This is a genomic window from Allobosea sp. BK604, from assembly GCF_004341515.1.
Taxonomy (GTDB): domain Bacteria; phylum Pseudomonadota; class Alphaproteobacteria; order Rhizobiales; family Beijerinckiaceae; genus Allobosea.
Window position 1 is genome coordinate 498,142 of sequence record NZ_SLZF01000003.1, and the last position, 26,412, is coordinate 524,553.

Genomic DNA, 26,412 nt, shown 5'->3' on the forward strand with positions numbered 1-26,412 from the left:
CGATCAAGACTGCTAGGACCCGAGATCTCAACGTGTAGTTGCATGAGAATCGCCTCGCCCCGCGAGGAAAGCGGCGCATGCGAACGAGCAGTACTGGCCTCACTCATTGAGCAAATCTTAAGGTTAAGCTGAGACGAATTGTATTCGTCGGATGGTGCTCGGTTTTCGCCGGAACGCCTGTATTCCGGCATGGACAGCCTTGGTTTTTCGCGAGCTCCGGAAACATGTCGGTGAATATACTCTCAGCCTCGGTGAGGAATTATCTGCTCGCGACGATGGCCTGCCTCAGTCTTCCGGGACTCGGCGCCCTCGCCTATATGGCGCAGCAATCATTTGCGGATGTGCAAACTAATCAGCGTCTCATCCAGTTGGTCGAGGCCGACCGCGCCCTGCTTCTGGCCGGCAATACGATCCGCTCGAATCGCGGCGCGGCGCAGACCGCGATCCAGGCCGAGAACGATCCCAACGCGACCGTCAAGAAGGTCGAGCAGGCCAATCGCGACGAGCTTGCCGGCGCGATCACCCGCCTGAGGGCGACCGACCTGCCCGATCGCGCGGCGCTCGCCGACGCCATCGCCCAGCGCGAGCAGCAGACCGCCGCCAGGCTCCCGGACATCTATGCCGAGGCGGCCAAGCCCAAGGCTCAGCGCAGCCTCGCGGCGACCATGCCCTGGTACAACGGCGTCGGCGATATCGAGACCGTCCTCGTCAAGGCCTCCGACGCCACCTCCAACGCGGTCAGGCTGGCCAATCCCGTTCTCGCCGATCTGCAGGGCTTCAAATCCGCCGGCTGGCGCGTACGCTCCTCCTATGGCTCGCAATGCTCGATCCTGCGGCCGCTGATCGCCTCCGGCAAGCCGATGGATGCCGGCCAGCAGCGCGCGCTCGGCGAGGTCCGCGGCTCGGCCGGCGCGGGCGTGAGCCAACTCAAGCAACTCGCCGCCCGTCCGGGCGTGTCCTCTGAGCTTGTCCGCAAAGTCGGCGTGATGAATGCCGATGTCGAGACCGCCGTCGGCAAGATCGACGAGCTGATCGGCAAGCTCGGCCCCGGTACGGGCCCGGTTCTCGGCGCCGAGGAATGGACCAAGCTCTGCAACGGCCCGTTCAACGCGATCATCGGCGCGGTGTCCCAATCGCTCGACGACATGGCGGCGCATACGCAGGCCCAGCTCAACCGTGACTGGACCCGGCTTGCGGCACTGTCAGGCCTGTTCGTCATCCTGCTCGGCGTCTGCGTCTTCGCCTGGCGCGGCATTCAGCGCCGCATCGCCAAGCCGCTTGTCTCGCTGAAATCGGCGCTCGACGGCATGCAGGCGGGCGATTTCTCGCAGGCCATTCCCGCTCACCCCTATCCGGACGAGGTCGGCGCACTCAGCAGCGCGCTCGAGACCTATCGCGAGAACGCGCTTGCGCTCGAGGCCGGCCGGCGCGAGCGCGAGACGGCAATGCAGACCGAGGCCGAGCAGGCAGCCGGCGTGCAAAGCCTCGTCCGCGACGTCGCCGTCATCGTCGCGGCGGCGCGCGCCGGCGACTTCTCCGGCCATGCCGAGACCGGCACGGTCGAAGGCCCGTTGCGCGAGCTGGTCGAGGGCGTCAACGAGATCAACCGCCTGGTCAACGGCGCGACCGGCGAGTTCGTCGAGGCGCTCGAGGCACTCGCGCAGGGTGACCTCACTCATCAGGTCGCGACGCCCTATCAGGGCCGCTTCGGCGCGCTCCGGGATGCGCTTAACGAGACGGTCGAGCGCCTGTCCGAGACGGTCTCGACCATCCAGAGGACCGCGCTCGACACCGGCAACGCCGCCCGCGAGATCAATGCCGGCGCCGACGACCTCTCCAAGCGCACCGAGGAGCAAGCCTCCTCGCTCGAGGAGACCGCCGCCACGACCGAGGAGCTCGCCGCCTCCGTCAAGGCTTCGGCCAATGCCTCGCGCAACGCGGTCAATCTCGCCGAGGAAGCGAAATCCGTGGCGCAGGATGGCGGCGCGATCGTCAGCCAGGCCATCGCCGCGATGGCGAGCATCGAGCAGGCCTCGCGCAAGATCTCCGACATCAATTCGGTGATCGACGATATCGCCTTCCAGACCAACCTGCTCGCGCTCAACGCGGCGGTCGAGGCGGCGCGCGCCGGCGAAAGCGGCAAGGGCTTTGCGGTCGTGGCCTCGGAGGTCCGCACGCTCGCCCAGCGCTCGGCCGAGGCGGCCAAGGACATCACCGCCCTGATCAACTCCTCGAACGAGGAGGTGACGCGCGGCGTCACGCTGGTCCGTTCCGCCGGCGAGGCGCTGAGCAAGATCGTCGATGCCTCGCAGCGCGTCGCCACGACGGTCGCCGACATCTCCACGGCCAGCGCCGAACAGGCCAATGGCATCGACGAGATGACCCAGACCGTCGCTCACATGGACGAGATGACACAGCAGAACGCCGCCCTCGCCGAGGAGAGCGCCGCCTCGGCAAACGCCCTCACCAGCCAGATCCAGCGCCTCAACGCCTTGGTCGCGGCCTTCCGGACCCGCAGCGGGCAGGCGCAGCAACAGCCGCATCTGCGCAGCGCCGCCTGATCGCCGCTTCGCTCGGAGATGCTCTCTCCGCAGGGCGCCAGGAGCGCCCTGCGGCCCGCCAAAGCCTCAGAGGCCATGCTTGGCCGCGACCGCCGTGATCTCGATCGCATAGCCTGGCGACGCGAGCTTGGCCTCGACCGTGGCCCGGGCCGGCGCATGGCCCTCTGCCACCCATCTGTCCCAAACCTCGTTCATCTCGCCGATCCGCGAGATATCGGTGAGGAAGATCTGGACGCTCAGGATGCGTTCCTTGCCGCTCCCGGCGCTTTCGAGCGTCTCCTCCAGCGAGGCCAGGACCTCCGCGGTCTGCTCGGCCAGCGAGCGCCCTTCCGTCTTCTCGGCGACATGGCCGGCCAGGAAGACGATGCCGTTGAAGATGGCGGCATCGCACCAGCGTTTTGTCAGACCTATGCGTTCGATCGTCATCACAAACTCCCCTGTCGATCCCGGAGCGATAGGCGGCGCCGCGCGATTCCTCAACGGCGCGCGTGCGATCATCCCGGCCTCGCCATCCCGATTGGCTTCGGCTAGGCTCGATCGCAGGAGTCGGGGGAGTCACGTCGTGAAAGTCGTTCAAGCCACTGCCATATCGGCCTTGTTCATCAGCATCGTGGCCTGCACGCCCCGCGAAGACGTTCCGCCGTCCGTCACGCCCAGCGCCACCACCTACACGATGCCGCAGCGCAGCTATCTCGATCCGGGCCCGGCGCCCGGCACCGGCGGCCCGCGCTATCTCTACGACAACGCGACGAGCGCACCGCAGCAAACGGACATGTTCGGGAACGACATCCTGCGGCGCACTCCCTAGGATCGAGCCGCCGCCCTACGGCGAGATGTGCGTGACCTCGCACGGAAATTCCGAGGCAGAGCCGGCGCCGCGGAATTCGCCCTGCCGCTGACATATCGAGGGCTTCGGCCCCAGGCGCGGCCCTATTTGTTGAGCCGGCAGCGGCGCAAATGTCACGCCCGCAGCAAAACAACGCGCACTCTTCCGGCTCACTATTTTTTGACATGGACGGCGCCGCTGCAAGCGGCACAATCGCCGGCGGGGGGCCTAGAAAGGGGATCCCGCCATGCGAACCACCACGCAGCCGAAAGAGGCTGGCAACCTCACCAGGACGATCGCGCCGCCGGGCGGGGGCGTCGACCCGCAGAACGACAATCTGGCACTGACAGAGCAACTCGCCGCAGTGCTGGAAGATATCCGCGCCAACCAGGCAGAGCAGGCCGAACTGCTCGCCAGCATCCAGCGTTCCCTGCGCCATTTGCGCCGGCAGAAATAACGCCGAAACCGGGCGGCCTGCCGCCGCCCGCGAAGCCTGAAGACCGGCTGGAGCAACACCGCTACCTCCGCCGGCAACAGCGATTGCCGTCAAGACATCGTTGACTCGATCCCGGCCCCGGTCTCTCGCCGAAGCTGCGCTGGCTTCTGCTCTGCCGGATTTTATGTCAGAATCCGGCTGCTGCTTCGCGTCAGCCGGCCAAGAGCCCGCGGCACGATGGGCGCCGGGGCCTAGGACATGACCAAGACGACCGCGACCGCGTTTCAATCCGCGTCCGTTTTCCTGATCTCTCCTCGCAATATGAACTCCATGACCAGACCGGCGCTCCGGCGCCACTGGCTGAAAGGCTCGACTGCGCTGGTCGGCATCGTCATCGGCGCCGCGATCATGGGAGCAGGCAGCGCCGGCGCCCAGACATTTACCTATACGGTCGGCGGCTCCGGCTCCTGGAGCGCGCCCGCCTCCTGGGATCAGGGTGCCGCGCCCAACAGCGCCACCGCACAAGTCGTCCTGCCCAGCCCTGCGCTCGGCAACTACTTCATCAGCCTCGACGGCGGGACCTTCCTGTTGAACAGGCTTACATATCAGGGTGGCAGCGGACAGATTTACGCCCTTTCGGGCGGCACGTTGCGCTTCGATGGGGCGGGCGCGACAATTGACGTGCAGTCGACCGCGGTGGCGTTTCAGCGCATCAACACCGGATCGGGGCCGATGTCGATCGAGGCGGTGACGGATCTCACCGTGAATACGGTCGCGGGCGGCGGCCTGCTTGTCGAGCCGGGCGCCACGCTCACAGGCGCGGGGGGCCTGATCAAGACGGGGGCCGGCACCCTGCAACTGCAGACCACGAACAGCTACACCGGCGGCACGACCGTCGAAGCCGGCACTCTGCAGACGGGCGCGATCGACGCCCTCGGCTCGGGCCCGCTGACGGTCAACGGCGGGACGCTCGATCTCAACGGCTTCAACCAGAGCGTCGGGAACCTCAGCGGCACGGGCGGCACGATCAGCCTGGGCGCCGCGACGCTGACCACCTCCGTCACCGGCTCGACCTATGCCGGCACCATCACCGGTACGGGCGGACTTGTGAAGACCGGTGCCGGCACACTTACCTTGACCGGCGCGAACACCTTTACCGGCGGCAGCACGATCAGTGTCGGCACGCTCGTGCTCAGCGGCGGCGGCAGCCTCTCGGCAACTGGCCCCGTCTCACTGACGGGTCCGGGGGCATCGCTCGACATCAGCACGACATCCACGGGCAGCACCATCGGCACCCTGTCGAGCGTGAATGGAACCACGGTCGCGGTCGGCTCCAGGACTTTGACATTTGGCGGCGCAACAAATGGGCTCGTCAGCGGCGTCATCTCTGGGACCGGTAGCCTCATCAAGGAAGGCACCGGTACGCAGACATTGGCCGGTTCCAATACCTTCAACGGCAATGTCACGGTCAATGCGGGCGCGCTCGCGCTTCTGACCGCCGGCAACCTTGCGCCGGTCAATCTCACGCTCGCGGGCTCAGGCACGAGCTTCGACATCAGCGGAGCGTCGGGAAACCGGATCGTCGGCGCACTATCCGGCGTCGCTGGGAGCAGCGTCGCACTTGGCGCCAACGCGCTGACCTTCGGCGACGCGACCAACCAGACCTTCGGCGGCTCGATCGACGGCACGGGCGGTCTCGTCAAGCAGGGCTCGGGCACGCAGACGCTGACGGGCGCAAACACCTATACCGGCCTGACCACGATCAATGCCGGCACGCTCGCACTCGGCGCCGGTGGCAGCCTCGCAGCGACGGGAGCCGTCAATCTCGCCAATGCCGGGACCGGCTTCGACATCAGCCTGTCGGGAGCGAGCCAGACGATCGGCGGGTTGTCCGGCGCCGCCGGTAGCACGGTTGCGCTCGGCGGCAGGACGTTGACCTTCGGCGATGCGACCAACCAGGTCTTTGCCGGCTCGATCACCGGCACTGGCGGCCTGGTCAAGCAGGGCTCGGGAACCCAGACGCTGACCGGGGCGAACACCTATACCGGCGGCACGACGATCAACGGCAAGCTCGCGCTGAGCGGCCTCGGCAGCCTGGCGGCGGATGGTGCCGTCACGATGCTCAGTCCGGTCGGACAATTCGACATCACCGCTGCGTCCGGTCCGCGCAGCATCGGGGCGCTCACGGGCGGGACCGGCACCTCTATCGAGCTCGGCTCCAATACTCTGAGCATCGGCGCTTCCACGAATACGACCTATGCAGGCCTGTTCAACGGCAGCGGCGGCATCGTAAAGAAGGGTTCGGGCACGTTGACGCTGACTGCGTCGAGCTCCTTTGGCAGCGCCGAAATCGGTGCCGGCACGCTCGCGCTCAGCGGCCTCGGCAACCTTGATGTGACCTCCCTCGCGCTCAGCGGTTCGGGCGCAGCCTTCGATTTCAGCACCGCCGGCAACCAGAATATCGACGCCTTCTCAGGAGTCGCGGGCAGCAGCGTCGTGCTCGGCACGAATACGTTCATCGTCGGCAATGCGACGGACCAGAGTTTTGCCGGCACATTCAGCGGCAGCGGCGGCATCGTCAAGGTCGGGACCGGCACGCAGACGCTGACCGGGAATAGCGCTGCTTCCTTCACCGGCGGCGCGGAACTCGCGCAAGGCGGGCTGGCGCTCGGCGATAACGGCGCGCTCGGAACCGGTGCGCTGACGGTGTCTGGCAGCGGGACGCTGTCGAATGCCGGCGGGACAAGTATCGCGCTCGCCAATGACATCGGCATCAATGCCGGCCAGGTCCTGACGCTGGCCTCGGGCGTCGGCGGCAGCGGCGACCTGCGGCTGAACGGGGTGATCTCCGGCAACGGCACCCTGACGACGAGCGCGCCCGCGGCCGCGGTGCAGCTGTTCGGCGCCAACACCTATACCGGCGGCACCACCTTCTCGGGCGGGCGCGTGGATGTCGGCAGCGATACGGCATTGGGGTCCGGCGAAGTAACGGTCAATGCGCTCGCGACGCTGGCCACGTCGGCCGGCGTGCCGCTGACCATGGCCAACAACTTCACCTTGAACGCGCCCGTGGAGATCTCGACCAGCGGCGGCGACCTGACGCTGACCGGAGATCTGTTCGGGACGGGCAGTGTCACCAAAAGCCAGTCGGGCACGCTGACGCTGACCGGCACGAGCTTCTATACCGGCGGGACGACCGTCACGGGCGGCTCGCTCCTGGTCGAGGGCTCACTCGGCTTGGGGGCCGTGAGCGTCCAGTCCGGCGCGAGGCTCGGGGGCTCCGGCAGCATCTCTGGCGCGGTCACGGTGGCCAATGGCGGCACCCTGGCGCCGGGCTCGAGCCCGGGCACGCTGACGGTGGGAGAGCTGGTGCTGAACCCGTCCTCGCAGCTCGCCTATGAGCTCGGCACGCCCGGCGTGGTCGGCGGCGGCGTCAACGACCTCACCGTCGTCACCGGATCTCTCACGCTCGACGGCATCCTCAACATCGCGCCGCAGGCCGGTTTCGGCACCGGCACGTACCGCCTGTTCAACTATGGCATGGCGATCGACAATGGCCTCGCCTTCGGCATCGTGCCGGCGGGCTACGATCTCAGCGTCGATCTGACGACGCCGGGCCAGGTCAACCTCGTCACCAGCTATACCGGATTGCAGTTCTGGAACGGGGCGCAGACCTCCGCCGACGGCAGCGTCCATGGCGGCAGCGGCACGTGGGATGCGGCGAGCACGAACTGGACGAGTGCCTCGGGCAACGTCGCCTCGGCCTGGGCGAACCTGACCGCGGTCTTTGCCGGCCCGGCCGGGGGCACCGTGACGCTTGCGAGCGATCAGCAGGTCGCGGGGCTCCAGTTCGCCACCGATGGCTATGTCCTGAACGGTCCCGGCGCTCTGCAGGTCGCCGGAGCGACCGAGCTGCGCATCGATCCCGGCCTGAGCGCGGCGATCAACGCCGTGATCGAGGGTACGGGCGGGCTGACCAAGACCGGCGCCGGCACGATCGTGCTCGCCGGCAGCAATACCTATACCGGCGGCACCACGATCAATGCGGGCACGCTCCAGGTCTCGTCCAACGCCAATCTCGGCGACGCAGCCGGCGGCCTGACCTTCAATGGCGGCACGCTCGCGACCACGGCGAGCTTTGGCGCGTTCCGCCCGGTCACGCTTGCTGGCGCCGGCGGCGTTGATGTCGCGACCGGCACGCAGTTCGAGCTCGGCGGCCCGATCTCGGGTGCCGGCAGCCTGACCAAGTTGGGGGCCGGCACGCTCATCCTCTCCGGCTTCAACACGCATGGCGGCGGCACGACCGTGTCGGCCGGCGTGCTGCAGGCGGGCAGCGCTGACGCGCTCGGCTCGGGCGCGCTGACGCTGGACGGCGGCACTTTCCGGGCCGGCACGAGCTTCATCAATAGTTTCGCCAATGCGGTCAGGGTCAACGCCAGCGGCGGCACGGTCGATGTCAACGGCCAGGTGATGACGCTCTCGGGCGGCATCAGCGATGGCAGCGGCGCCGGCGGCGCGCTCGCTTTCGTCAACAGCGATAGCGATATCGGCGCGGTCGAGCTCGGCGGCGCCAACACCTATAGCGGGCCAACCTCGGTCGGCGCCGGCGTGACGCTGATCGCGCTTTCGGACGGCGCCTTCTCGCCGAATGCGGACGTGACGCTTATGGCCGGCAATGCCGCGCTGATGGTCAACGGCCACAGCACGACGGTGCGCTCGCTCTCGGGCTCGGGCCTCGTCGTCAACGGCCACGACACGCAGGCCGGCACGCTCACCGTCGCGCTGCCCTCGGGCACCGCCACCTTCGCCGGCACGCTCAGCGACGGCGAGCCGGGCGACGCGTCGCTGGCGCTGGTCAAGGCGGGTGCCGGCACGCAGCTCCTGACGGGTGAGAACAGCTATACCGGCGGGACGACGATCTCCGGCGGCACCTTGCAGCTCGGCACCGGCAGCACGACCGGCTCGATCCAGGGCAATGTCGTCAACAACGGCACGCTCGCTTTCAACCGCTCCGACGCGCTCACCTTCTCCGGCGCGATCTCCGGCAGCGGCGCCGTCCAGCATCTCGGGCCGGGCGCGCTCACGCTCACCGGCGCGAACAGCTATGGCGGCGGTACCACGATCTCGGCCGGCACGCTGATCGGCTCGGCCACGAGTTTTGGCTCCGGCGCGATCCTGAACAATGCCGCGCTGGTCATCAATCAGTCGAGTGATGCTGCCTTCGCCAATGCGATCGACGGCAGCGGCTCCCTCGCCAAGCGCGGCTCCGGCAATCTAAACCTGACCGGCACGAGCGGGCTCAGCGGCGTGACCACGGTCGAGGCCGGCAAGCTCTCGGTGAACGGCACGCTGGCGAATTCGGCGGTGACGGTGCTCACCGGCGCCTCGCTCGGCGGCAACGGCACGGCCGGCGCCACCACGATCCAGTCCGGCGCCACCATCGCGCCCGGCAACTCCATCGGCACGCTAAATGTCAACGGCAACCTGACGCTGGCGCCGGGCTCGACCTATGAGGTCGAGCTGGCCGGCAACGGAACGTCCGACATGATCGCCGTCACCGGCATCGCCACGGTCACCGGCAGCCAGGTCGGAGTGACCGCGCTCGATCCGCAGACCAGCTATATCAGCGGCCAGCGCTACACGATCCTGACCGCGACCGGCGGCGTCTCCGGCGCCTTCGCCGGGGCCACGACGCAATCGGCATTCCTCGACCTCTCGCTCGAGCAGCAGCCCAGCCAGGTGGACCTCGTCATCCAGGTCAAGGGCAGCGATCCGGTGACGCCGCCGGTCACCCCACCTGTCACGCCTCCGGTCACGCCGCCTGCCGTCTTCCAGAGCGTGGCGCAGACGCCGAACCAATATTCGACGGCCGTGGGGCTCAACAGCCTGCCGCAGGTCGGCGGCACGCTGGCGCTCTATAACAGCCTGCTGATGCTCGATGCGCCCTCGGCCCGCGCCGCCTTCGACGCGCTCTCCGGCGATGCCCATGCCTCGGCCAAGACCGCGCTGGTCGAGGAAAGCTGGCTGCTGCGCAACGCGATGAACGACCGGCTGCGCTCGGCCTTCGGCTCGGTCGGCTCGGCCCCGATGGCGACGATGAACTACGGCTTCACTGCCGATCTTGCCCCCGCCGTGAAGGGACCGATGCCGAGGCTGGCGCCGGCCGAGCGCTTCGCCGTCTGGGGCCAGGGCTACGGCGCCTGGGGCAGGACCGATAGCGATCGCAACGCATCGAAGCTGACGCGCTCAACCGGCGGCTTCCTTGTTGGTGCCGATGTCGCCGCCTTCGACACGATGCGCTTCGGCGTCATTGCCGGCTATAGCCGCTCCGAGTTCGACGTGAAGGGCCGGCTCTCCTCAGGCGAGAGCGACAATTACCATCTCGGCCTCTATGGCGGCGGGCAGTGGGGTGCGCTCAGCCTGCGCACCGGTGCAAGCTATACCTGGCATGAGATCGAGACCTCGCGCATCGTCGCCTTCCCGGGCTTCGGCAACAGCCTGCGGGCCGACTACAATGCCGGCACGGCCCAGGTCTTCGGCGAGCTCGGCTACCGCTTCGATGTCGCGCAGGTCGCGCTCGAGCCCTTCGCCGGCCTCGCTTACGTCAACCTCCATACCGACGGCTTCAACGAGATCGGAGGTGCAGCCGCCCTCTCCGGCCGCAGCGACGACACCAGCATCGGCTATTCGACGCTCGGCCTGCGCGCCTCGACCTCCTTCGCGCTCTCGGGCATGGATCTGACCCTGCGCGGCGGCCTCGCCTGGCGCCACGCCTTCGGCGATGTCGATCCGGTCGCGACGCTCGCCTTCGCCGGCTCCAGCGCCTTCACCGTCGCCGGCCTGCCGATCGCCCGGGACGCCGCGCTCGTCGAAGCCGGGCTCGACCTCGCGATCAGCAGGAGCGCGACGCTTGGCGTGTCCTATACCGGCCAGCTCGCGGAGGATGCTCAGGACCATGCCTTCAAGGCGAACCTCGCGGTGAAGTTCTAGAGCATTTTCGAGCGAACTGGACACCGGTTCGCGGAAAGAAAATGCGATAAAACAAAAGCTTAGAGCATTTCCGCGATTCGAGGAAACGCGGAAATGCTCTAAGGCGAGGCTCGCTCAGCTGGCTGATCCCGCCGCCTGGGCCACGGAACCGCGATCTCCTCACCAGCGTTGCCCGGCGGAAGGAGGACGCATCATGAAGGTCCTGACAATGGCCATTGCGGTCGCGACTACGATTGTCCTGGCGGGATGCAATACGACCGAGCAACGCATCGGGGGTGCAGCGGTCGGCGCCGGTACCGGTGCCGCTGTCGGTGGCCCGGTCGGCGCGGTCGTCGGAGGGGCGGCAGGCGCCGTCACGGCTCCGACAGTGGTCAAGGAAACGAGACGGGCGACACGCCGCTGATCGAAAGCAGCCCGAAAACCCGCCGGGAAGGCCCCGCCGGCACAAGCTGGCGGGGCCAGATTGTCAGGATTTCGAGCACCTCAACCGCAAGCATTTCCGCGTTTCTTCGAATCGCGAAAGTTCTCTAGATCTTTGTTTTATCGTACTTTCTTCCCGCGAACCGGTATCCACTTCGCTCGGAAATGCTCCAAGGCCCTTCCGGGACGACTGGTCGAAAAGAAGGCCCAGCCACCCTCCAGTGCTGGGCCTTCGATAACCGTCGCCGCGCGCTTCAACGGTCACTTCCGAAACTCGTCGCTTCTACCCCGGCCGGCTGCGGCCGGTACATCCGCGGCTCGCGTCCTGGTCGGCGGTAGGCTGGCGATGGGACGCCGCGGACTTAACGTCCAGCCCAAGCCATGGTTCCTGCCATCGCGCGTTATTGAAACGCTGCGTTGAGCAAATTGGCCAGTCGCGCTGCCGCCAATGCCGCCTGACTCCGCGCAATGTTCCGCGCATTGGTCTCGTATTCGCGCGTGAGCGGCACCGCGTTCGCCCCGTTGCCGACCGGCGCCGCATAGGCGTAGGTCCTGGCGAGCGCGGCGCTTTCCTCGATCCAGCGTTCGGGGTCGACGATTTTCGCGAGCTCGGGATTGGCGTCGAGACGCCCGATCCCATCCTGCGCCTCGGCATCGAAAATCGCGCCGAACGGCGAGACATAGCCGCCGAAGACGCGATCCCAGTAGGCATGCAGCGTGATCGTCTCGCCCGTCGCAGGAATGACCATCTCGGCATTGCCGCCGCGATCGCCCGTCGGCAGTTCCCGCGTGAAGCGCGCAACCGCATGCAGCGGCTGATGGACATCGCCAATCATGTGCAGGATCCAGACGAGATCGTAGGAGCGAATATCGTCCGAGGCGCCCGAGGTCGCCGGCAATGCCTCGACCATCAGGCGCAGTTGCGTGACGGCGTCGACCGGGTTGGACGGGAGCAACGGTGTGCCGTCCGGCGAGAACGGGACATCCTTGTAATGCCAGTAATCATGCTGGTTGCGGTCGGCATAGCCGATATTCTGGCCGGCGGTCGCACTGGTCGCAGCGTCCCGAGTATAGCCATAGGGACGCAACTTGATGTCGTCGGCCCAGGTCGCCGCGTGCGCGAAGGCCCATTGCTTCGCCGTGGCATCATCGGGCGCGCCGGCTGTCCATTTCGCATAATCGGGATTGAGCCGCAGCAGAGCATCGGCCCGCTCCTTCGCTTGCGGCGTGAGGCTCTTATAGGCCACGGCAGCGATCTGCATATGGCCAGCGTCCCACCAGGCCTGTGCAGTGGTCACTGCGGCGGCCATCGCGAGAGCCGCAGCAAGACTGGCGAGGAGATTGCGCATCGGTCATTCTCCGGGATGCAGCCCATAGGCGCACGGACTCGTCCCAACCTAGGCCGGGCATATGTCGTTCCCTTGTCGCTTTTGCCCCAAGCGCCCGACATTGCTGGTCTGACCGCCAGCATGGCACTCCGCCCAATAGCCGCCACTCCGACGACATTGTCCGGCTTCGAGCGAGCTTTATCGCTCGTCCAATCGCGATGTTATTGAATGAATGTTCAGAGCATTTTCGAGCGAAGTGGATACCCGTTCGCGTGAAGAAAATGCGTCAACACAAATAGTGGGAGAATTTTCGCGCTTCGGAGAAGCACGGAAATGCTCTGGACGGAGCGGAGCGGCGGAAGCGCGCCCGCGCCCCGCCGACAAGCTTTCGAGAGCCGCGGCCCGCTTCAATTGATGATGTCAGGCTTTCTTTCGCCGCTTGGCGGTTTGCCCCAGCCCCAGCTGCTTGGCCAGGTTGCTCCTTGCCTCCGCATAGTTCGGAGCCACCATCGGATAATCAGGCGGAAGTCCGAACATCTTCCTGTAGTCGTCCGGCGTCATGCCGAAAGCGGTACGCAAATGGCGCTTCAGGGATTTGAACTTCTTCCCATCGAGTAGACAGATAAGATAATCCGGGGTGATCGACTTCTTGATCGAGACTTTTGCTTCGATCTTTTCCTCGACAGGCGGCGCCGGGATTGGATCGGAGATCTGACTAAGCGACGAATGAACCCTGGAGATGAGGCTAGGCAATTCGCCTACGGGAATGGGGTTGTGGCTGACATAAGCCGAAACGATATCGGCAGTCCTGGAGAGATAGCTCGTCTTGGGGTGGTCGTTCTCGTCCATCGCTTGGTTCTCCGAGCATCAGAATATGGTTCGCAGGCCTAGCGCATCGACCGAATCGATGGATGAATCATCTGCCACCACATCGCGTTGTCAATGCTGGAGGACAGGGTTTTCTGGAAATTCTGAGTTATCTACTCACTTCTACGCCAGAAATTTGGAGGCCTCGGGGATGTCAGCTCGCCAGGAATGTATTGTTTTGCGCGCTTAACTGCCGATAATCGACGAAAAGCTGTATCGATCCGGCCCGGCTCCACCACTCAACATTACCGCACTCATCGTGTCGGCCAGGGATATCGGCACATGCTGGACATCGCGCCGGCACCATCCCCCTTGCCGAAAGACCGGCCACTGACACAGGAAGCAAAGCGCAATTCGCTCATCAGCTTTCCGATCTGGCGACGAAATGGTTATTGGTGCGTGTGTCGCCATGATCTTTGGAACGTCAGAATGACAGAGCCTGCCACGATCCTGTTGAGCCGCGTCAACGGCCACGGATCCTCCCCCTCGGGCCAGAATAGCTGCCTCGACCTGACGGACAGCAATGGCCGCCGCTTCATCCTCCACATTCCGCATTTGCTCGAGGGTGATTTCCTGTCTCGGTTCGAAGCCGCGGCCATGCATGCTGCCGAAATGCGTGGCTCCCCTTCGAATGCGGATGTGATCAGCGCTGTCCTGGCGGAACAGACCAGCTTCGTGATGGCGGATGACGGAACGTTGATCCTGCGGACGAAGACCCGGTCCGGCGTAGAGATCGATATCAACTTTGACGAGGGCACAGTCGCCGGACTGCGCGCGATGCTGGGGGCCGGATCGACTGCTCGCTGATGCGAGGTGATTGCCGCCGCGAGCGCGGACCATCCCGATGGCGATGTCGGCCGCCGAATAGCCGTGACGTCGCCAACCCCGCCATTCAACGGGAATTGTTGGACGATGTGAGGAACCGACTCGAAGATGAGCGGTTCATTAACCCGGATCGCGATCTGATAGGGCAGGTTCTGCCGGAGCATCGTCATGATCTGGATTGGTATCAACCTTCTCTTGTCGATCGCGTGGCTGCTGCGCGAAATTGAGCATGCCCCGACGCTCCCGTGGCATGACTGACCGAGCAGGCCCTTTTCCGCTTTCCATACGAAGTTCAAGCTATGGCTCCCTGAGGGAGCTTAGGGCCTGCTAATCGCCGGATCGAATCTACCCCGCAGCAGGGCCAGGTCCTGGCCACTGGCCATGAATGATCGTCAGCGGCGGTCAGGCAGAATGCCGGGCACGGCTGGGGCGGAATGTAAATGCGAGATATTTCCGCAGCTTATGTCGCGGAAGTGGCGGACAGGGAGGGATTTGAACCCCCGATACCCTTGCAGGTATGCCGCATTTCGAGTGCGGTGCATTCAACCACTCTGCCACCTGTCCGCGGTCGCTCTCGGTCGAAGCGGGCTGGTTACTACACGGGCGATCCCGAGGATACAAGTCTCTCTGCTGTCATAAATCAGGGCGAGATTCCGTCATTCGGCTTGACCTCCGACGCGCTCGCGACTATCGAGCCACGTCCGGCGTGGAGAAATCCGCGCCCGATCTCTTTTGGCGCCCCGGTTTCGCGATATGCAGCCTGGCGCCGGCAAGAGCAAACCCGACCACGCAACCGACTGCCAAAAAGCCGTCCCGCGTGCGCTCCCCTCGGGAGCCATGACAGGGCGGGGCTGAACATGGAGAACAACGATGTTCGCAGTCATCAAGACCGGCGGCAAGCAATTCCGCGTCGCCGCGAACGATGAGATCACCATTGCCAAGCTCGAAGGCGAGCCTGGCGATACCGTTGCCTTCGGCAACATCCTGCTGCTGACCGATGGCGACAAGACCACGCTCGACGCCAAGGCGCTCGGCGAGATCACCGTCGCTGCCGAGATCGTCGAGCAGACCCGCGGCGAGAAGGTCATCGCCTTCAAGAAGCGCCGTCGCCAGAACTCGAAGCGCAAGCGCGGCTTCCGCGCCGAGCTGACCGTGGTGCGCATCACCGACATCCTCACCGGCGGCAAGCAGCCGGAGATGAAGAAGGGCAGCACCTCAACCGCCGCGCTGAAGGCCGCCTCGACCGAGACCAAGGGCAAGCCGGCCAAGGCGGAAGCCAAGGCCGAGGGCGCTCTCGACGCCTCGAACCTCTCGCTGATCTCGGGCATCGGCCCGACCATCGAGAAGAAGCTGCGCGCCGCCGGCATCACCTCCTGGAACGACATCGCCGCCTGGAGCGACGAGGACGTCGCCAAGTGGGACGAGGAGCTCAAGCTGCGTGGCCGCGCCACCCGCGAGGAGTGGGTCGTGCAGGCCAAGGAATTGCTGGCCGGCAAGCCCCCGCGGGCGAAGGCGGACCAGGAAGAACTGGCCTCCGGCGAGGACTACTGACGGCTCCCGTCAGCTTCGTTCAGGTTTCGTCTCCGAAGCGGGTGGCTTTTGCCGCCGATTCGGGTTAGAGAGACAACAGAGTTTCTGAGGTAGGGCGTTATGGCTCACAAAAAGGCAGGCGGCTCGTCCCGCAATGGTCGCGACTCCGAAAGCAAGCGCCTAGGCGTGAAGCGTTTCGGCGACCAGGCGGTCGTGGCCGGCAACATCATCATTCGTCAACGCGGTACCAAATGGCACGCCGGCGTGAACGTTGGCATGGGCAAAGACCATACCCTCTTTGCCACGACCAATGGACGCGTCCGATTCACGACCAAGCTCGGCCGAGCTTTCGTGAACGTAGTCCCGGCCCAAGAGGCCGCAGAGTAAAAGGCGGATAGGGAAATCTCTCGATCCGCCGGTTCCATCGAACCGATCGGATCAAGGGCAAGGCCCGAACAGGGCTCCCGAAGGTCAAGCGAAAGGGGAGATGGGACCAAAGTCCCAGCTCCCTTTTTCGTTTGCGCCGACGGAGAGACCCATGTTCCCCGAACTGACCCGCGACGATGTCTTCCGGCTCGAGACCCGCCGTCTCTGGCTGCGCTGGCCCCGCATGGCGGACGCCAACGCGATCCTGCGTCAGGCCGGCGAGAAAGCGGTGGCGGAAATGACGGCCTCGATCCCGCATCCTTATCCCAAGGATGCCGTCGAGCCCTTCATTTTCGCGATGCGCAAGGGCAATGCGCTGGGCGAGCATCTGGCTCTGGCGATCACGCCCCGTACCCGGCCTAACGAGCTGATCGGCATGATCGGGGCCCATCCGCAGGCCACCGGCACGCCCTTCATCGGCTATTGGCTCGGCACCGACCACTGGAGCAAGGGCTATGCGACCGAGGCCGTTCAGGCCTTGAGCGACACGCTCTTCACGCTGCTGGAAATCCCGGCCGTGGAGGCCGACACGCGCGTCATCAACCCGGCCTCGCGCCGGGTGCTGGAGAAGTCCGGCTTCCGCCAGGAGGGCTCCTTCCTCAAGTCGCTGCCGGCGCGCGGCGGGCTTTTCCCGTGCGAGCAGTATCGGCTCGACCGCTCGACCTGGTCGGCGCTGAAGAGCTGGAGCTCCACCGGCTGGACCCATGCGCCGGAGCCCGAAATCATCGAGGCCGTCTCCTCCTCGGGCGAGCCCTGCCTCGCCTGAGACGCTCCGTTGAAAACGAGAACAGCCCCGGCTCACGCCGGGGCTGTTTTGCTTTCAGCCTCGCGCGCAGGCCTGGCGTCATTGCGAGGAGGCTTCAGCCGACGAAGCAATCCAGGGGACATAAAGCACTGCCGCCCCTGGCTTGCTTCGCGGAGCCTGTACTCGGGCTTGCCGAAGGCAAGACCCGGGTGCTCGCAATGACGGCGAGCGGCCTACTTCACGAAGTTCCCGCCGAGCTCGTCGTCGATATGGACGCGGATGATCTCTTCGAAGCTCGACTCCGCCTTGAAGCCGAGCTGCACCGAGCGCACCGCGTTGAAGTTGCGCGGCCAGCCGGCGACGATGCCGTCGATGACCGGATCGGGAACGTGCTTGATGCGCTTCACCACGTTCTCGCCGGCGACCTTGCGCAGCGCCTCGATCTGCTCCGCCACCGTCGCCGAATAGCCGGGCATGGTCAGGTTGCGGCGCGGGCCGATCGTGTTCGTGTCCATTGTCGCGGCATGGACGAGGAAGCCGACGGCGGAACGCGGCGAGGCGTGCCAGTGGCGGACCTGGTCGGAAACCGGCAGCACGGCCTCCTCGCCGTTCAGCGGCTCGCGGATGATGTTCGAGAAGAAGCCCGAGGCCGCCTTGTTCGGCTTGCCCGGTCGCACGCAGATCGTCGGCAGGCGGATGCCGACGCCGTCGAAGAAGCCGCGGCGGGTATAGTCGGAGAGCAGCAACTCGCCGATCGCCTTCTGCGTGCCGTAGCTCGTCAGCGGCGTGGTGAAGAACTCGTCCTCGATCTTCTCGTGGAACGGTGCGCCGAACACCGCGATCGACGAGGTGAAGATCACCCGCGGCTTGTAGCCACCGCCGAGCTTGCGGATCGCATCGAAGAGATGGCGCGTGCCGTCGAGATTGATGCGGTAGCCCTTGTCGAAATCGGCCTCCGCCTCGCCGGAGACGATCGCCGCGAGATGGACGATCAGATCGGGCTTCGAGGCGATGAGATCATCGACCACGCCCTCGATCGAGATGTCGGACACCACGACGTCGAAGGCGAAAGGCGTCGCCGCCGGGGCGCTCGCCGCCACCACGTCCTGCGCGGTGACCTTGCTGACCGTCTTGCCGCCGAGCCGACCTTCATGAGCCAGCCGCTCGATGAATTTGCGGCCGACCATGCCGGCGCCGCCGAGAACCAGAATGTGCATGTCGCTATCCTTGTGCTCGAAGCCGCGTCAGAGCGCGAAGCCGCCATCGGCGAGGTGGATCTGGCCGGTGGTGTAGCTCGCCTCGTCCGAGCCGAGATAGACCGCGAGCCAGGCGATTTCCTCGGCCGTGCCGAGCCGGCCCATCGGCTGGCGGTCGATGAAGGCCTGGCGGGCAGCCGCCTCGGTCGTCTTCGTCAGGGCCGCCAGATCCTTGATGCGCCCGTCGAGCGAGGGCGACTGGATCGTGCCCGGGCAGATCGCGTTCGAGCGGATGCCCTTCTTGATGTAGTCGGCCGCGACCGCCTTGGTCAGGCCGATCACCGCCGCCTTGGTCGTGCCGTAGACATAGCGGTTCGGGATGCCGCGCACCGAGCCGGCGCCAGAGGCGATATTGACGATCGAGCCCTTGCCGGCTGCGAGCATGCCCGGCAGGAACGCCTTGATCGTGCGGTGCATCGACTTGACGTTGAGGTCGAAGGAGAACTCCCAGGCCTTGTCGTCGCATTCCAGGATGGTGCCGTGATGTACGAAGCCGGCGGCGTTGACGAGGATGTCGATGGTGCCGACCTTCTCGGCGAAGGCATCGACCGCCTTGGTCGAGAGCACGTCGAGCTTGCGCTTCTTCGCCTTCGCAATCCCCTCGAGCAGGGCGACGTCCTTGTCGGTCGCCCAGACGGTCGCGCCCTCGGCGACATAGGCCTCGGCGATCGCCCGGCCGATGCCCTGCCCCGCAGCGGTGACGACCGCGACCTTGCCCTTCAAACGTCCTGCCATTTCCGTTGGTCCCTTAATCTGCCGGCTTGTCGAGTTGTTTGCGCATGTGCGTCAGGCGCCGGTCGGCCAGATCCTCGTGATGCGTCACGGCATAGCCGAGACGCTCGTACCAGCCGATGCGCTGCGTCAGCTTGGCATTGGTGTAGAGATGCACCGAGCTGTAGCCGAGGGCGCGGGCGCGCTCATCGGCGAAATCCATCAGCGCCGCGCCGAGCCTGCGCCCCTGCGCCGCCGGCGACACCGCGATGCTCCAGAGCGTGAATTCGCCGGGCTCGATATCGAGCACGAGCGCCGCATCGAGCCCGCCCTCGCTTTCGGCGAGCCAGACCTCGTGCTCGGCGACGACCTGCGCATAATCCGCGATGCGCGGCAGCGACGGCACACCGATAATGCTTTCGTTCGGCGTATAGGCCGCGTTCTTCAGCGCAAGGATCGCCGGGATATCGGCAATGGACGCGCGCCGCACCGGAACAGCGCCCGCCAGCGCGCTCGCCTGGTTGAAGGCATTGAGCGAGAATTTCTGCCGTCCCTGCGCGTCAAAATTCTCCGGCGCGAGCCAGCGCTCGAAGGCCTGCGCCCGCACCGGCCATTCGCCGTCGAGGATCGAGAACCAGGCGGTGTCGCGATTCCTGCCCTTGACCACCATGTGCTGGCGGAACAGGCCCTCGTACTGGAAGCCGAAACGCAAGGCGGCGCGCTTCGACGGCTCGTTCAGATTGTTGCACTTCCACTCGTAGCGGCGATAGCCGAGCGAGAAGCCATAGGCGCCGACGAGGTAGATCGCCTCGGTCGCGGCCCGCGTGCGCTGCAGGCTCGGCGAATAGGTGATCCAGCCGACCTCGAAGACGCCATGGGCCGGCCTGATCTCCATGATCCAGAGATGGCCCTTGGCCTTGCCATCCGCCTTGTCGATGACCGCGAGCGGCACGATCGCCTTGTTCTCGACCATGCCGGCGAGCAGCGCGCGATAGGTCTCCTTGTCCTTCGGCGGCTCGGCCGGGAGCCAGTCCCAGACCTTGTCCTGGCCGGCATTGGCCGCCCAGATCTCGTCGAGATGCCGGGCGATATCGAGCGGCTCGAGCCGGCAGTAATGGCCGTCCAGCACCTTGGCCGGAGGAAAGGGGGGCGCCTTCCAGTCGGGCGACAATGTCATGAGCGAACCTTTTCGCGCCATGCGGAGAGATCGAAGATGATGGTCCAGGCCGATCCGAGCTCGGCCTCGGCCGCATGGGCCAGAGCCGCACCCTCGGCCTCCCAGGCGAGCCGCTCGACCTCGCCGGCGAAGGCGGAATTCGCCTCGTTATCCTCGTCATAGATCGCGTCGAACGCGTCCATCCAGGCTTCCAGCCGGTCGGCGAAAGCCTCGGACAGCCCGACCTCCTCGGCATCGGCCTCGCGCCGCTTGCCCTTGGCGTCGAGCGTCCACAGCCCGCTGCGCCCGAGCCATTCGGGCGCGATGACGAGGTCGCGGCTCACGAGCGTGCCTTCAGATCGTCGCGGAAGAACTGGGTGATCGGCGCAGAGCCGCCATTGCCTGCAAAGCCAGCGAAGCTGCCCTCGTCCTTGATCAGCCGCGTCGCCTCGATGAAGGCGGCCCAGGCCGCCCGCGCCAAGGCCCCGCCGATCGAGATGCGGCGAGCACCGAGCGCCGCGACATCGGCGACGGTCAGGCCGAAATCGCCATAGATCAGCTGGTTCACCGGCTTGCCGCCGGCGGCCGAGACGATCGTCGCGATCTGCTCCCTCGTCTTCGGTCCCGGCGCATAGAGCACGTCCGCCCCCGCCTCGGCATAGGCGGCGATGCGCCTGGCCGCCTCGTTCAGCGCATCCGGATGATTGGTCAGGAAGCACTCGGCGCGTGCCGTCAGCACAACGCCGGAATCGGTCTCGTCGATCGCCTTGCGCGCGGCGCGGACGCGTTCGACCGCAAGCTCGAACGGGTAGAGCGGGTCGGACTCACGCCCGGTCGCATCCTCGATCGAGAGCCCGGCGACACCGGTCGCGACGCAGGCTTTCACATTGGCCGCGACCTCGGCCGGCTCGTCGGCATAGCCGTTCTCGAAATCGGCATTGACCGGCAGGTCCGGCACCGCCCGCACGATCTCGGCGATATGGGCGAGCATCATGTCGCGCGGCACGTCCTGGTCGGCGCGCCCCTGCGTGAAGGCGAAGCCCGCGCTGGTCGTCGCCAGCGCCTTGAAGCCCTGCCCGCGCAGCCAGCGTGCCGAGCCGACATCCCACGGGTTCGGCATCACGAAGCAACCGGCCTCGTGCAGCGAGCGGAACTGGGCGGTCACAAGGCTATGGGGCATCTAAATCGTTTCAGGTCATGTGAGCGGGGAGCGCATACTGTCCGGCCAGCCGCCCTTTGTCAGCCCCCCGCCTCCGACGCCCGCGCCCGATGGCGATGCGCGGCGGGTATGGTGCGCGAGCCCGCCATGCAGTTCGTGACGAGGAGACGCGGGGAGCCCTCTCCGAGGGAGGGGGCACGGTGAGGGGCCCCGGGCTAATGAGACGAGCCGCGGTCCGCCGTCATTGCGAGGAGGCGTAGCCGACGAAGCAATCCAGCGTCTCGCGCTGTCCCCTGGATTGCTTCGCTGCGCTCGCAATGACGCTGATGGGCTTCGGACAAGGCGTCGGGACCGCCCCTCCTAGGAGAGGGTTCCCGCGCCTGCCATTCACGCATCCAGCTTCCGGCGACAACCTCAGTGATTGTCGCGCGGAATGCCGAACTTCTTGTGGATCTTCTGGTACTTGACCGCCGGCTTGAGGACCATGCCCTCGGAAAGCTCGCCGACGATCTTGCGCTGGATTTCCTGCCAGGGCGTCTGGCTCTTCGGATATTTGTAGCCGCCGGCCGCTTTCAGCGCGACGCGACGTTCCTCCAGCTCCTTGTCGGAGATCAGGATATTCGCCGTGCGCTTCTTCAGGTCGATGCGGACCTTGTCGCCGGTCTTGAGCAGCGCGAGCCCGCCGCCTGTCGCCGCTTCCGGCGAGGCGTTCAGGATCGAGGGCGAGCCCGAGGTGCCGGACTGGCGGCCATCGCCGACGCAGGCCAGCGCGGAGACACCCTTCTTGATCAGGTAATCCGGCGGCCGCATGTTCACGACCTCGGCCGCGCCGGGATACCCGATCGGCCCGACGCCGCGGATGAACAGGACGCAGTGCTCGTCGATGGCGAGCGCGGGATCGTCGATGCGATGGTGATAGTCCTCCGGCCCGTCGAAGACGATCGCCCGGCCCTCGAAGGCCATCGGGTCCTTCGGGTTCTCGAGATAGCGCTTGCGGAATTCCGGCGTGATCACGCTGGTCTTCATGATCGCGGAATCGAACAGGTTGCCGGAGAGGTTGAGGAACCCGGCCTCCTTCTTCATCGGCTCGTCATAGCTCTTGATGACGTTGCGGTTGACCGCGAAGAAGCCCTTGCAGTTCTCCTCATGGGTGCGGCCGTTGGCGGTGATCGCAGGCTTGAGCTTGCCCTTCTCGAGCAGCTCCGCGATCACGGCGGGCAGGCCGCCGGCGCGGTAATAATCCTCGCCGAGATACTCGCCGGCCGGCTGCATGTTGACCAGCAGCGGGGTGTCGTAGCCGATCTTCGTCCAATCCTCGTTGTCGAGCGGCACACCGATATGCTTGGCGATGGCGTTGACGTGGATCGGCGCATTGGTCGAGCCGCCGATCGCCGAGTTGATGACGATGGTGTTCTCGAAAGCCTCGCGCGTCAGGATCTTCGAGGGGATCAGGTTCTCCCAGACCATCTCGACGATGCGCTTGCCGGTCAGGTAGGCCATCTCGTAGCGATCGCGGTAGGGCGCGGGAATAGCCGCCGCGCCGGGCAGCGTCATGCCCATCGCCTCGGCCAGCGCGTTCATCGTCGAGGCCGTGCCCATCGTGTTGCAATGCCCGGCCGAGGGCGCCGAGGAGGCGACGAGGTCGACGAAGCCGCGATAGTCGATCTCGCCGGCCGCCATCATCTGGCGCGCCTTCCAGACGATCGTGCCCGATCCCGTGCGCTCGCCACGGAAATCGCCGTTCAGCATCGGCCCGCCCGGCAGCGCGATCGCCGGGATGTCGACGGTAGCGGCGGCCATGATCTGGGCCGGCGTGGTCTTGTCGCAGCCGGTCGTCAGCACGACACCGTCGAGCGGGTAACCGTAGAGGATCTCGACCAGCGAGAGATATTGCAGGTTCCGGTCGAGCGAGGCGGTCGGGCGCTTGCAGGTTTCCTGGATCGGGTGGATCGGGAACTCGAAGGGCACGCCGCCCATCTCGCGGATGCCGTCGCGGATGCGCGGCGCCAGCTCGAGATGGTGGCGGTTGCACGGCGCGATGTCGGAGCCGGTCTGGGCGATGCCGATGATCGGCCGACCCGATTGCAACTCCTCGCGCGACAGGCCGAAATTCATGGTGCGCTCGATATAGAGCGCGGTCATGTCGGCATTGGCGGGATTGTCGAACCAGGCTTTCGAGCGGAGCTGCTCAGGCTTGATCTTGCGAACCGGCTTCTTGCCGTTGCTCGGCGTCTTGGCCATTCCCGTCATTCCCTCTCGCGGCGGCGCGCAGCCTTTTGGGCCACTTCTCTTTAAAACGATTTGAACGAGCTATCTTGCCGATCGGCATCGGCGCGACAAGAGCCCTTCGGCAACTTGCCGCAACAATGCGCATTCTGCATACAGCATGCAATCCGAGCCGCCAATCGTCGGGATGGCGCTGACTGCACCCCGGCAGCAGAATCTGCCGCCGCGCGCCTTGCAACTGCAAGAAACGCGCGGCGGACCGGCACCAAGCGCAAGCTCGGCTCTTGCATCGCGCTGCCAATTCCGGCCAAGACAACGCCAAGGCCCGCGACCGGGCCGTCGAACAGAAGAGTCAGAGGAAGCCCGTCATGGCGCTGCATGTCGTCCCCTCCTTCGCCCGCATCGGCGAGGAAAATGCCTTCGCCGTGCTGGCGCGCGCGACCGAGCTGCAGCGCCAGGGCAAGGACATCATCAATCTCGGCATCGGCCAGCCGGATTTCCCGACACCCGAGCACATCGTCGAGGCCGCCGTGAAGGCGCTGCGCGACGGCCACCACGGCTATACCCCCGCCAACGGCATCCTGCCCTTGCGCGAGGCGGTCGCGGCTGACCTGCACAAGCGCTTCTCGGTCGAGGTCTCACCGGAGGAGGTGATGATCGTGCCCGGCGGCAAGGTCACCATGTTCATGGCGATCCTGATGTTCGGCGAGCCCGGCGCCGAGATCCTCTATCCCGATCCCGGCTTCCCGATCTATCGCTCGATGATCGAGTATACCGGCGCGACCCCGATCCCGGTGCCGATCCGCGAGGAGAACGGTTTTGCCTTCTCGGCCGAGGAGACGCTCTCGCTGATCACGCCGAAGACCCGCCTGCTGATCGTCAACTCGCCGGCGAACCCGACCGGCGGCGTCACGCCCAAGGCCGAGGTCGACAAGCTCGTCGCCGGCCTCGCCAGGTTCCCCGATGTCGCGGTGATGTCGGACGAGATCTACGACCAGATGCTCTATGATGGCGAGAAGCATGTCTGCCTCTTGAGCTATCCCGAGCTCCGCGATCGGCTGATCCTGCTCAACGGCTGGTCGAAGACCTATGCCATGACCGGCTGGCGCATGGGCTTCTCGGTTTGGCCGAAGCCCCTCTACGACAATGCCCGCAAGCTCGCCGTCAACTCGCATTCCTGCGTCAACGCCGCCGCGCAATGGGCCGGCCTTGCCGCGCTGACCGGGCCGCAGGACGCGGTTCACGCCATGCTCGCGGAGTTCGACCGACGCCGGAAGGCGGTGGTCGCCGGCCTCAACGCCCTGCCGAACGTCTCCTGCGCGACGCCGAAGGGCGCCTTCTACGCTTTCCCGAACGTCTCGCAGACCGGCTGGAAGGCCAAGAAGCTCGCCTCGGCCCTACTCGAGGATGCCGGCGTCGCCACGATCGGCGGCCCCGATTTCGGCGTCCATGGCGAGGGCTATATCCGTCTCTCCTATGCCAACTCGCTGGAGAATATCGAGCGGGCGCTGGAACGGATGGGGACGTTCCTCAAGAGCGCCAAGGCGGCGTGAGCTACCTCTATCTCGCGATAGCGATCGTCAGCGAGGTGATCGGCACCTCGGCCCTGAAGGCGTCGAACGAGTTCTCGCGGCTGGTGCCGTCGCTGATCACGCTCGTCGCCTTCGCCTGCGCCTTCTATTTCCTGTCGCTCTGCCTGCGCACGATCCCGGTCGGCATCGCCTACGCGATCTGGTCGGGCATCGGCATCGTGCTGATCAGCCTGATCGCGCTCGTCCTGTTCGGACAGAGGCTCGACCTGCCGGCGCTGATCGGCATGGCGCTGATCGTCGCCGGCGTCGTCGTCATCAATCTGTTCTCGAACTCGGCCGCGCACTAGAGCATTTTCGAGCGAAGTGGATCCCGGTTCGCGTGAAGAAAATGCGTCAAAACAAAAGGTTAGAGAATTTTCGCGATTCGGAGAAACGCGGAAATGCTCTAGACGGGAAGCAGCGTCAGACCTTCGCCGCGCTCGCAGCCGCGTCGATATTGGCGACCAGCTCGGCATCGAGCCCGACGGAGCCGGCAAGCCCCGCCAGGAAGTCCTTCTCGGCCGGCGTGTCCGGATTGATGGCGAGACGCGCCGCCGTGTAGATCTGCGCCGCGAGCTCGGGCGTTTCCGCCGCCTCGGCCAGCGTCTCGACCGAGGCCGGATTGGCCATCTCGTTGGCCAGCCATTCATTCGCCTCGGGATCGAAGCCGGCTTCCTTCAGCCCGCCGAGAATGGCGTTCCGCTCTTCCGGGTCGATATGTCCATCGGCGGCCGCGGCGGCGATCATCGCGCGGATGAAGATCAGGGCCGTGTTCTCGCTCGCGGCCTCCGGCTCGAAGCCCGAGCCCGCCGGCGCCGGCAGCACCTCCTGGCGCTGCAGATCGAGCAGCGGCTTGCCGGCTTGGCTGTTCTGATAGGCCTTGTAGGCGAGGCCGCCGATCAGCGCGAGGCCGCCGAGCTTGGCGGCGGAGCCGACCACCGAACGGCCCGCCGAGGAGCCAAACAGTAGCGCGCCGAGCCCGCCCAGCACCGCGGTGGCGACCGCCGGATTGCTGGCGAGCATGCCCTTGGCCTGCTCGAAGAGCTGGTCCGGCGTCTTGCCGCCGGAGAGCTGGCCGAGAACCTCGTTCGCCTTCTGCTGCACGCCGGTCTGCTGGGCGGCGTCCTGCACGCCTTGCGTCGCCTGGCCGAGCACGCTGCCGATCATGCCGCCGAGGCCGCCGGAGGCCCCCGATTGCTGGACCTGCTGCGCGAGATTGCCCAGCATCCCGCCAAGGCCTCCTGCCTGCCCGGCCTGCTGGCCGGCCTGGCTGCCGGCATTGACCAGCGCGTCGAGAAGAGATTTGGCGTTGAACATCGGCGTTCCCCTTATCTGAGCTCCGGCGCCGTACGGCGCCTTGGCCTGCATATGAGATGCAA

At 66.0% G+C, this 26,412-nt stretch carries 21 protein-coding genes and 1 tRNA gene; 11 read left to right on the plus strand and 11 right to left on the minus strand.

Going from position 1 to position 26,412, the window contains the following annotated elements:
• The first annotated feature begins 230 nt into the window (after positions 1 to 230).
• Positions 231 to 2,561, plus strand: a complete 2,331-nt coding sequence (locus tag EV560_RS11790) for a methyl-accepting chemotaxis protein (protein ID WP_165923423.1) — start codon at positions 231 to 233, stop codon at positions 2,559 to 2,561.
• A 66-nt stretch (positions 2,562 to 2,627) separates the two neighbouring features.
• On the opposite strand, the gene EV560_RS11795 is transcribed toward EV560_RS11790, so the two are convergent.
• Entirely contained in the window at positions 2,628 to 2,987 is a 360-nt protein-coding gene (locus EV560_RS11795) for a RidA family protein (RefSeq protein WP_131855934.1), read from the minus strand.
• A 136-nt stretch (positions 2,988 to 3,123) separates the two neighbouring features.
• Here EV560_RS11795 and EV560_RS11800 point away from each other — a divergent pair, with 136 nt between their 5' ends.
• The 4 genes from EV560_RS11800 to EV560_RS11815 all read left to right on the plus strand — a co-directional run bounded on the left by EV560_RS11800 (position 3,124) and on the right by EV560_RS11815 (position 11,216).
• Positions 3,124 to 3,369 carry a hypothetical protein gene (locus EV560_RS11800; RefSeq protein ID WP_131855935.1) on the plus strand — a complete coding sequence of 82 codons (246 nt, stop codon included), beginning with the start codon at positions 3,124 to 3,126 and terminating at the stop codon, positions 3,367 to 3,369.
• Between the two features lie 265 nt (positions 3,370 to 3,634).
• Positions 3,635 to 3,844 (plus strand): hypothetical protein, encoded by a 210-nt coding sequence (locus EV560_RS11805; protein WP_131855936.1) that lies wholly within the window; start codon positions 3,635 to 3,637, stop codon positions 3,842 to 3,844.
• Between the two features lie 309 nt (positions 3,845 to 4,153).
• The gene (locus tag EV560_RS11810) at positions 4,154 to 10,813 is read left to right on the plus strand and encodes an autotransporter-associated beta strand repeat-containing protein (RefSeq protein WP_165923424.1); all 6,660 of its coding nucleotides are present in this window, start codon (positions 4,154 to 4,156) and stop codon (positions 10,811 to 10,813) included.
• Between the two features lie 193 nt (positions 10,814 to 11,006).
• A complete protein-coding gene (locus EV560_RS11815; RefSeq protein ID WP_207907999.1) occupies positions 11,007 to 11,216 on the plus strand; it encodes a hypothetical protein in 210 nt (69 codons plus the stop codon).
• Between the two features lie 418 nt (positions 11,217 to 11,634).
• Here EV560_RS11815 and EV560_RS11820 read toward each other — a convergent pair whose 3' ends face one another.
• Together EV560_RS11820 and EV560_RS11825 are read right to left on the minus strand one after the other, a co-directional pair.
• Positions 11,635 to 12,582 (minus strand): S1/P1 nuclease, encoded by a 948-nt coding sequence (locus EV560_RS11820; protein WP_131855938.1) that lies wholly within the window; start codon positions 12,580 to 12,582, stop codon positions 11,635 to 11,637.
• A 399-nt stretch (positions 12,583 to 12,981) separates the two neighbouring features.
• Entirely contained in the window at positions 12,982 to 13,410 is a 429-nt protein-coding gene (locus EV560_RS11825) for a Ros/MucR family transcriptional regulator (protein ID WP_131855939.1), read from the minus strand.
• A gap of 300 nt (positions 13,411 to 13,710) precedes the next feature.
• On the opposite strand from EV560_RS11825, the gene EV560_RS11830 reads away from it, so the two are divergent.
• On the plus strand, positions 13,711 to 14,235 hold the full coding sequence (locus EV560_RS11830) for a hypothetical protein (RefSeq protein WP_131855940.1): 525 nt from the start codon (positions 13,711 to 13,713) through the stop codon (positions 14,233 to 14,235).
• A gap of 492 nt (positions 14,236 to 14,727) precedes the next feature.
• Here the strand turns inward: EV560_RS11830 and EV560_RS11835 are convergent.
• Positions 14,728 to 14,817: transfer RNA gene (locus EV560_RS11835), tRNA-Ser, on the minus strand.
• A 306-nt stretch (positions 14,818 to 15,123) separates the two neighbouring features.
• On the opposite strand from EV560_RS11835, the gene rplU reads away from it, so the two are divergent.
• The 3 genes from rplU to EV560_RS11850 all read left to right on the plus strand — a co-directional run bounded on the left by rplU (position 15,124) and on the right by EV560_RS11850 (position 16,975).
• Positions 15,124 to 15,804, plus strand: a complete 681-nt coding sequence (rplU, locus tag EV560_RS11840; RefSeq protein WP_131855941.1) for a 50S ribosomal protein L21 — start codon at positions 15,124 to 15,126, stop codon at positions 15,802 to 15,804.
• Between the two features lie 99 nt (positions 15,805 to 15,903).
• The gene (gene rpmA, locus EV560_RS11845) at positions 15,904 to 16,170 is read left to right on the plus strand and encodes a 50S ribosomal protein L27 (protein WP_043241804.1); all 267 of its coding nucleotides are present in this window, start codon (positions 15,904 to 15,906) and stop codon (positions 16,168 to 16,170) included.
• Positions 16,171 to 16,321: 151 nt separating this feature from the next.
• Positions 16,322 to 16,975: a GNAT family N-acetyltransferase gene (locus EV560_RS11850; RefSeq protein ID WP_131855942.1), complete on the plus strand. Its 654-nt coding sequence runs from the start codon at positions 16,322 to 16,324 to the stop codon at positions 16,973 to 16,975.
• A 212-nt stretch (positions 16,976 to 17,187) separates the two neighbouring features.
• On the opposite strand, the gene denD is transcribed toward EV560_RS11850, so the two are convergent.
• From denD to EV560_RS11880, 6 genes are all read right to left on the minus strand, one after another.
• Entirely contained in the window at positions 17,188 to 18,171 is a 984-nt protein-coding gene (gene denD, locus EV560_RS11855) for a D-erythronate dehydrogenase (RefSeq protein ID WP_131855943.1), read from the minus strand.
• Between the two features lie 27 nt (positions 18,172 to 18,198).
• Positions 18,199 to 18,945 carry an SDR family oxidoreductase gene (locus EV560_RS11860; protein ID WP_131855944.1) on the minus strand — a complete coding sequence of 249 codons (747 nt, stop codon included), beginning with the start codon at positions 18,943 to 18,945 and terminating at the stop codon, positions 18,199 to 18,201.
• A gap of 13 nt (positions 18,946 to 18,958) precedes the next feature.
• The gene (locus EV560_RS11865; RefSeq protein WP_207908000.1) at positions 18,959 to 20,098 is read right to left on the minus strand and encodes a GNAT family N-acetyltransferase; all 1,140 of its coding nucleotides are present in this window, start codon (positions 20,096 to 20,098) and stop codon (positions 18,959 to 18,961) included.
• Complete coding sequence (locus EV560_RS35745) at positions 20,095 to 20,421, minus strand: hypothetical protein (RefSeq protein WP_165923425.1); 327 nt, start codon at positions 20,419 to 20,421, stop codon at positions 20,095 to 20,097. The genes EV560_RS11865 and EV560_RS35745 overlap by 4 nt, the downstream gene beginning before the upstream one ends.
• Positions 20,418 to 21,257 (minus strand): isocitrate lyase/PEP mutase family protein, encoded by an 840-nt coding sequence (locus tag EV560_RS11875; protein WP_131855946.1) that lies wholly within the window; start codon positions 21,255 to 21,257, stop codon positions 20,418 to 20,420. The genes EV560_RS35745 and EV560_RS11875 overlap by 4 nt, the downstream gene beginning before the upstream one ends.
• 393 nt (positions 21,258 to 21,650) lie before the next feature.
• Positions 21,651 to 23,477 carry an IlvD/Edd family dehydratase gene (locus EV560_RS11880; RefSeq protein WP_131855947.1) on the minus strand — a complete coding sequence of 609 codons (1,827 nt, stop codon included), beginning with the start codon at positions 23,475 to 23,477 and terminating at the stop codon, positions 21,651 to 21,653.
• Between the two features lie 353 nt (positions 23,478 to 23,830).
• On the opposite strand from EV560_RS11880, the gene EV560_RS11885 reads away from it, so the two are divergent.
• Positions 23,831 to 25,015: a pyridoxal phosphate-dependent aminotransferase gene (locus EV560_RS11885; RefSeq protein WP_131855948.1), complete on the plus strand. Its 1,185-nt coding sequence runs from the start codon at positions 23,831 to 23,833 to the stop codon at positions 25,013 to 25,015.
• Entirely contained in the window at positions 25,012 to 25,341 is a 330-nt protein-coding gene (locus tag EV560_RS11890; protein ID WP_131855949.1) for a DMT family transporter, read from the plus strand. Before EV560_RS11885 ends, EV560_RS11890 begins: the two co-directional genes overlap by 4 nt.
• A 115-nt stretch (positions 25,342 to 25,456) precedes the next feature.
• Here EV560_RS11890 and EV560_RS11895 read toward each other — a convergent pair whose 3' ends face one another.
• Complete coding sequence (locus tag EV560_RS11895; RefSeq protein ID WP_165923426.1) at positions 25,457 to 26,350, minus strand: tellurite resistance TerB family protein; 894 nt, start codon at positions 26,348 to 26,350, stop codon at positions 25,457 to 25,459.
• Positions 26,351 to 26,412 lie beyond the last annotated feature (62 nt).